The sequence below is a fragment of the Nocardiopsis chromatogenes YIM 90109 genome (genome assembly GCF_000341185.1).
In the GTDB taxonomy this organism is placed as follows: domain Bacteria; phylum Actinomycetota; class Actinomycetes; order Streptosporangiales; family Streptosporangiaceae; genus Nocardiopsis_A; species Nocardiopsis_A chromatogenes.
In genome coordinates, this window is sequence record NZ_ANBH01000001.1 from 25,157 (window position 1) to 32,393 (window position 7,237).

The window sequence follows — 7,237 nt, forward strand, 5'->3', positions numbered from 1 at the left end:
CGTCCGCGCGCGGGCGCGTCGCGGGTGGGCCGCCGACCGGCCCCATCGACGAGATCCGAACGACACCCCGAGGAGAAGCCGTTGCCCACCATCGGTGACGTGGCCGCAGCCGCCGGAGTCTCCCGCAGCACCGCCTCTTACGCCCTGTCCGGAAAGAGGTCCGTCTCCGAGGAGGTGCGCCGGAGGGTGAATGAGGCCGTGCACCGGCTGGGCTACACGCCCAACGCCGGGGCCCGGGCCCTGGCCACGTCGCAGACGATGGTGATCGGCCTGCTCGCACGTTTCCTGGAGGACGAGTTCGCCCCGGCGATGATGCAGTACATCCTCGGCGTCTCCGACACCGCCCGCGAGCTGGGCTACGACACCTTGCTCGTCACCGAGGCCGACGGGGTGCGGGCGCTGCGCCGCATCACCGGCTCCAGGATGGTCGACGGCGTCGTGCTGCTGAACGTGGCCCACGACGACGTCCGGCTGCCCGCGCTGCGGGAGGCGTCCCAGCCCGGCGCGCTGGTGGGCCTGCCCGGCGACTGCTCCGGCCTGGACGTGTTCGACCTCGACTTCGAGGAGGCCGGGCGGGTGATGGTGGAGCGCATGCACCGGCTCGGGCACCGCGAGCTGATCCTCGTCTCCCAGCCCGAGCACGTCGCCGAGCGCGGCGGCGCCTACATGTGGCGGCTGCGCGACGCCGCGCTGGAGCAGGCCCGGCTGCGCGGCGTGCGGCTGCACGCGGTCTCCGGGGAGTCCGGGCAGCCCGCGATCGGCGCCACGCTGCACCGCCTGCTCGACGACCACCCATCCGCGACCGGCCTGCTGCTGAACAACGAGGCCGCCGCGGCGGCGCTCCCCTCCGTACTGCACGCGCGCGGCCTGTCCGTGCCGGACGACCTGTCCGTCATCGGCCGGTACTCCGACGAGTTCGCGCGCACGTTCTCCCTGTCCTACTCATCCATCGAGAGCGCCCCCGACCGGCTGGGGAACATGGCGGTGCGCCACCTGGTGCGCCGGATCGAGTCCCCCGAGGGGCGGGAGAAGCCGCACGTGGTGCGGTTCCTCTCCCCCGAGCTGGTCGACCGCGGAAGCACGGCGCCCCCGGGCCCGCGCGGCCGCTGACCCGGCCCCGATCCGACGCCCCCGCCGCGAGCGGCGCACCAAGGAGGTCCCGATGTTCCGTCCGCCCCTGTCCGACCCGTCCGCGCGTGCCCGGTCGGTGCTCCCCCAGGGGACGCGTCCCCGCGCCGTGCGCGCGCTGTGCGCCGCCGGCGCCGCCCTGGCCGTCGCGGCCGCGGGCACCGCCTGTTCCGCGTCCGGCGGCGGCGCCGACGACGACGTCTACACCTGGTGGGACCCCTACCCCCAGCACGCCGACGGCTCCGACTGGGAGCGGCGGGTCCAGGAGTGCGGCACCGAGGCGGGCGTGACGATCGAGCGCACCGCCTACGACACCACCGCGCTGACCAACCAGGCGCTGCTGGCCGCCCAGGAGGGCACCCCGCCCGACGTGATCCTGCTGGACAACCCGGCCGTGTCCACGCTGGCCGACGCCGGGATGCTCACCACGATGGGCGAGTTCGGCCTGGACACCTCGGACATCGACGAGAACCTGCTGGCCGCCGGGGTGGTGGACGGCGAGGCCTACGGCGTCCCGATCGGCGCGAACACGCTGGCGCTGTACTACAACGCCGACATCCTCGACGAGGCCGGGGTGGACCCGGAGTCGATCACCGACTGGGCGTCGCTCACCGGAGCCCTGGAGCAGGTGGCCGACGAGGGCCACGGCGGCATCACGTTCGCCGGGATCGGCACCGAGGAGGGGTCGTTCCAGTTCCTGCCGTGGTTCTGGGGCGCCGGGGCCGACCTGCGCGACCTCGACTCGCCCGAGGCGGTGGAGGCCCTGGAGCTGTGGCAGGGCTGGCTGGACGACGGGTACGCGCCCAACTCGGTCATCGACAACTCCCAGAACACCGTCTGGGAGGAGTTCCTGACCGGCGAGTTCGCCTTCGCCGAGAACGGGACCTGGCAGGTGGACAGCGCCGAGGCGGCCGACTTCCCGGTGGGGGTCATCCCGCTGCCGGGCCGGGACGGCGGGGCCGCCCCCACGCCCACCGGCGGCGAGTTCATCACCGCGCCGGTGCAGTCCGACCCGGAGCGCTACGAGGTCACCACCCGGATCGCGGAGTGCATGACCACCCCGGAGGGGCTGGTGGAGACGGCCACCACCTTCGCCTACTACATCCCGCCCACGCAGGCCGGCCAGGAGGCGCTGCTGGAGGAGGACCCGGACCTGGAGCCCTGGGTGGATGCGGTGCGCAACGCGCGGGGACGCACCGGCGACGGGCTCGGGACCGGGTACCCGCCCATCTCCGAGGCGCTGTGGGGCGCGGTGCAGGGGACGCTGAGCGGCACGGCCGACGCGGAGCAGGCGCTGCGGGACGCGCAGAGTGAGGTGCAGAGCGAAGCGGACGGCGGCTGAGCATGGCACCACCGACACCGCGCACCCGGGCGGGGGCCCGGCGCGGGGCGCCGGGCCCCCGCCGGTGGGCGGCCGCCGCGTTCGCGGCCCCGCTCATCGCCTACCTGGCGGCCTTCTACGCCTATCCGCTCTACCGGAACATCGACCTCAGCCTGCACGACTACACGCCGCGGGCGTTCATCCAGGGCGACCCGGAGTTCGTGGGCACCGCGGTCCTGCGCGAGGTCCTCACCTCCGACGCCTTCCTCCCGGCGGTGGCCAACACGGCCGTGTTCACGCTGGTGTCGATCGCGGTGCAGTACGGCCTGGGGCTGGCGCTGGCGGTGTTCTTCCGGGGGAGCTTCCCGCTGTCCCCGGTGCTGCGGGCGCTGTTCCTGACCCCGTGGCTGCTGCCGATGATCGTGTCGGCCTCGACCTGGGCATGGATGCTCAACAGCGAGAACGGCATCGTCAACGCGGTGCTGGGCGCCGTCGGGCTGGGCCCGGTCGACTGGCTCACCTCGCCCGGGTGGGCGCTGGTGTCGGTGATCGTCGCCAACATCTGGCTGGGCATCCCGTTCAACCTGGTGATCCTCTACTCCGGGCTGCAGAACATCCCCGGGGAGCTGTACGAGGCGGCGCAGCTGGACGGTGCGGGCGCCTGGCAGCGGTTCGTGCACATCACGCTGCCGCAGCTGCGGCCGGTCTCGGCGGTCACCCTGCTGCTCGGGCTCGTCTACACGCTCAAGGTGGTCGACGTCATCTGGATCATGACGCGGGGCGGGCCCGGGGACTCCTCGACCACCCTGGCGATCTGGTCCTACCGCGCCGCGTTCGGCACCGGGCGGCCGGACCTGTCCGAGGCGGCGGCCGTGGGCGACCTGCTCATCCTCATGGCCCTGGCCGCCGGGCTGGTGTACGTGTACCTGAGGCGCCGGGAGGCCCGCCCATGACCCGGTTCTCCGCGCGGCGGCGGCCCATGCGGCGGCAGCGCCCCCGGTTGAAGACCGCGCTCGGCCTGGTGTTCACCGCGGCCATGCTCTTCCCCGCCTACTGGATGCTCAACGTCTCCCTGACCGAGACCGCGAACCTGCGGGCCTCGCCCCCGCACTGGTATCCGAAGGAGCCCACGCTCGACGGGTACGCCGCGGTGCTCGGGGACCAGCTGCCCAACCTGGCGACCAGCCTGCTCATCGGGCTGGGGTGCGTGGCGCTGACGCTGGCCGTGGCCGCCCCGGCCGGGTACGCGCTGGCGCGCCTGCGCACGCCGGGGGCGGGCGCGATCGGCTTCCTGCTCCTGGTGGCGCAGATGATCCCCGGCGTCGTCATGGCGATGGGGCTGTACGCCGCCTACGTGCGCCTGGGGTGGCTGAACACGGTGTGGGGGCTGGTGGTGGCCGACTCCACGATCGCCGTGCCCTTCGGCGTCATGCTCTTCACCGCGTTCATGTCCACGCTTCCGGAGGAGGTCCTGCAGGCGGCGAAGGTGGACGGCGCCGGGGTGTGGCGCACGTTCGTGTCGATCGTGCTCCCGGTCAGCCGCAACGCGATCATCACCGTGTCGCTGTTCGCCTTCCTGTGGGCGTGGTCGGACTTCATCTTCGCCTCCACTCTCGCCCGCAACGGCGACCACGTCCCGATCACGCTCGGCATCTACGACTACATCGGCAACAACACGACCCAGTGGAACGCCATCATGGCCACCGCCGTCGTGGCCTCGGTGCCCGCCGGGGTGCTGCTGGTCGCAGCGCAGCGGTACGTGGCCGGCGGGGTGACGGCGGGGGCGGTCAAATGAGTCCGCCGATTCCGTCCCCCGCCCGTCCGTCCCCTTCCGTCCCCTCCCGTGAGGAGCACGTGTGACCGTCCACGAGCCGACCGCGCCGACCGATCCGTGGGGCGGGCGCCCGGTCGTCCCGTCCCGGAGCCTCCACCGCCCGCTGGGCCTGGGCGAGATCGCGCTCGGGCCCGGGTTCTGGGAGACGATGCAGCGCACCAACGCGGCCGCGACACTCGGCCACTGCGAGGCGTGGATGGAGCGCCTGGGGTGGCTGGCCAACTTCGACCGGGCCGCCGCGGGCACCACCGGGCCGGACCGGCCGGGGTGGTCCTTCTCCGACTCCGAGGTCTACAAGCTGCTGGAGGCCGCGGCCTGGGAGTACGGGCGCTCCGGCGACCCGGGGGCGGACCGGGCGGTGCGCCGCCTGACCGCGCGCATCGCCCCGGCGCAGGACGCCGACGGCTACCTCAACACCTGTTTCGGGCACCCGGGCAGGCCGCCCCGCTACAGCGACCTGGAGACCGGGCACGAGCTGTACTGCACCGGGCACCTGCTGCAGGCGGCGGTGGCCCGGCTGCGCACGGTCGGCCCCGACCCGCTGACCACGATCGCCCGCCGGGCCGCCGACCAGGTGTGCGCCGTGTTCGGGCCGGAGCGCGGGGCGGACGCCGGGCCGGGGGTCGGCGGGCACCCGGAGATCGAACTGGGCCTGGTGGAGCTGGGCCGGGCACTGGGCGAGGAGCGCTACATCGCGCAGGCGCGGCTGTTCCTGGACCGGCGGGGGCGGGGGGCGCTGCGGGGCGACCGGGTGCCGTCGGGCCCGGCCTACTTCCAGGACGACGTCCCCGTCCGGGAGGCGGAGGTGTGGCGGGGCCACGCGGTGCGCGCCCTGTACCTGGCGGCGGCCGCCGCGGACGTGGCGGCCGAGCAGGGCGACGGCGGGCTGCGGGACGCGGTCGAGCGGCAGTGGGCGCGCACGGTCGAGCGCCGCACCTACCTCACCGGCGGCATGGGGTCGCGCCACCAGGACGAGGGGTTCGGCGAGGACTGGGAGCTGCCCGCCGACCGCGCCTATTGCGAGAGCTGCGCCGGTATCGCGTCGGTGATGGTGTCGTGGCGGCTGTTCCTGGCGAGCGGGGACATGCGCTACGCCGACCTGATGGAGCGCACGCTGTACAACGTGGTGGCGGCGGCGCCCTCGTCCGACGGGCGGGCGTTCTTCTACGCCAACCCGCTGCACCAGCGCGTCGCCGGGGCGGCGGGCGGCGGCGGGGAGGTGAGTCCGAGGGCCGAGACGGGGGTGCGGGCGCCGTGGTTCGACGTGTCGTGCTGCCCGACGAACCTCGCGCGCACGCTCGCCGTCTGGCACACCTACGCGGCCGCCGCGGGGCGGCGGGAGCTGACAATACTCCAGTACGCGAACGCGCGGATCCGCGCGGAGCTGGGCGACGGACGCGTGTTCGGGGTCGAGGTGGAGACCGGCTACCCCGCTGACGGGGAGGTGGCGGTGCGGGTGACCGACCCTCCGGAGGGGGCGGCGGTGCTGCGGCTGCGCGTCCCGTCCTGGGCCGCGGGGGCGGTCCTGGAGGAGGGAGGGCGCAGCCGCGGGGCGGCCACGGGGGCGGCGGTGGTGGAGCGCGAGTTCGTCCGGGGGGAGGTCGTGCGGCTGCGCCTGCCGGTGGGGCCGCGGTTCACCTGGCCGGACCCGCGCATCGACGCGGTGCGCGGGTGCGTGGCGGTGGAGCGCGGGCCGCTCGTGTACTGCGCGGAGTCCGTCGACCTGCCCGTGGGCGCCGAACTGGACCGGCTTGTGGTCGACACGTCGGCCGTCCCGGTGGACCGGGACGACGGCCGGGTGGGCGTGCGGGTGCGGTCCCTGCGGGGGCGGGAGGGTGGGGGCGGGGCGTGGCCGTACGGCCGGTCCCCCGGTCCCGCCGCCGACGCGGGAAGCGGTTCCGTGGAGGCCGTCCTCACGCCGTACCACCAGTGGGCCGAACGGGGGCCGACCGCCATGCGTGTATGGCTCCCCGCGCTCCCCGAATCCCCTCGGTATTGATCTCGGGAAAACGGCGCTGCAAATACGATTACAGCGTCGAAATCCCCGAGAGCAACGCGGGTCGGCGCGACTACCCCGCCCCCGGTCAGCGGCGCCGTGAATCGCTCAGTGCCGCTCCGCGAACGCCCCTATAGGACATCACAGTCACAGGTGAAGGTCTCACCGTCCGCATTGACGCATTCGGTGACCTTCACCGCCGGAGCGTCCTGCTTCTCCGCACACACGTCCAGACACTCCTTCATCGGAATGAAGAAGTCGGCCATCCGCGAGCAGGTCACGGTAACCACCCCGTCGGACGCGGCCGCCGCCCCGGTCGCGGCGGGCCTAGCGGNCGAATCGCCATCGGTCCCCCCTGATCACGTCTTCGGGACCGACAGACGACGGCCCCACCTGCATGATTGTGACCGCCGTCGGCCCCACAGGCACGGAATCACACGCACCCGGGCACCCTTCGCCGCCCCTGTCGTCGTTGATCTCGGGGAAGTCGGGGCTCTAGCGATCGGGGTAGGGCCGAATTTCCCGAGACCAACGCAGAGGCACGGACCGCACAAACCGCGCAGATCTCACACTCGCGCCATTACGGACGTGCCGGACACCCCCTCGAACTTCCTAGTAGGAACCGGCCGCCTCCCCCTCCCGCAAGCACGGGTTCACTCCGAGGCGACCTGTGAAAAAACCCTCATATTCGACCGGAAATGCCCGTCACCTGGCGAGGTCCGCATATCGGAGGCATTCCTGAAAAAAATGGGCCCGGAACGATGTCGACACGGCCGATCCGTGCGTGCCAGCTTTGGTCACGCCATCGGCCCCCTCTCTCCGAGGAGTCCCCGTGATCAAGGGGTACGGCGCATTCTGCGACGTCGACCGCCACTTCTACGACACCCCCCACCGGCGTGGGCCGGGTGCCGCGGAAGCGGGCGGCCCCGCCTTCGAGGCGGCGGAGCGGCCCCTCCCC

The 7,237-nt window shown here is 73.3% G+C and carries 5 protein-coding genes; all 5 read left to right on the plus strand.

Translation table 11 applies throughout. From position 1 onward, the window contains the following. Nucleotides 1-81: 81 nt before the first annotated feature. The gene (locus D476_RS0100120) at nt 82-1,110 is read left to right on the plus strand and encodes a LacI family DNA-binding transcriptional regulator (protein WP_017621955.1); all 1,029 of its coding nucleotides are present in this window, start codon (nt 82-84) and stop codon (nt 1,108-1,110) included. A gap of 52 nt (nt 1,111-1,162) precedes the next feature. Continuing rightward, on the plus strand, nt 1,163-2,470 hold the full coding sequence (locus D476_RS0100125; RefSeq protein ID WP_017621956.1) for a sugar ABC transporter substrate-binding protein: 1,308 nt from the start codon (nt 1,163-1,165) through the stop codon (nt 2,468-2,470). Between the two features lie 2 nt (nt 2,471-2,472). Beyond that, nucleotides 2,473-3,402 carry a carbohydrate ABC transporter permease gene (locus D476_RS0100130; RefSeq protein WP_017621957.1) on the plus strand — a complete coding sequence of 310 codons (930 nt, stop codon included), beginning with the start codon at nt 2,473-2,475 and terminating at the stop codon, nt 3,400-3,402. Next, on the plus strand, nt 3,399-4,244 hold the full coding sequence (locus tag D476_RS0100135; protein WP_017621958.1) for a carbohydrate ABC transporter permease: 846 nt from the start codon (nt 3,399-3,401) through the stop codon (nt 4,242-4,244). Before D476_RS0100130 ends, D476_RS0100135 begins: the two co-directional genes overlap by 4 nt. A gap of 61 nt (nt 4,245-4,305) precedes the next feature. After that, nucleotides 4,306-6,282, plus strand: coding sequence for a glycoside hydrolase family 127 protein (locus D476_RS0100140; protein WP_017621959.1), 1,977 nt, complete (start codon nt 4,306-4,308; stop codon nt 6,280-6,282). Nucleotides 6,283-7,237: the final 955 nt, after the last annotated feature.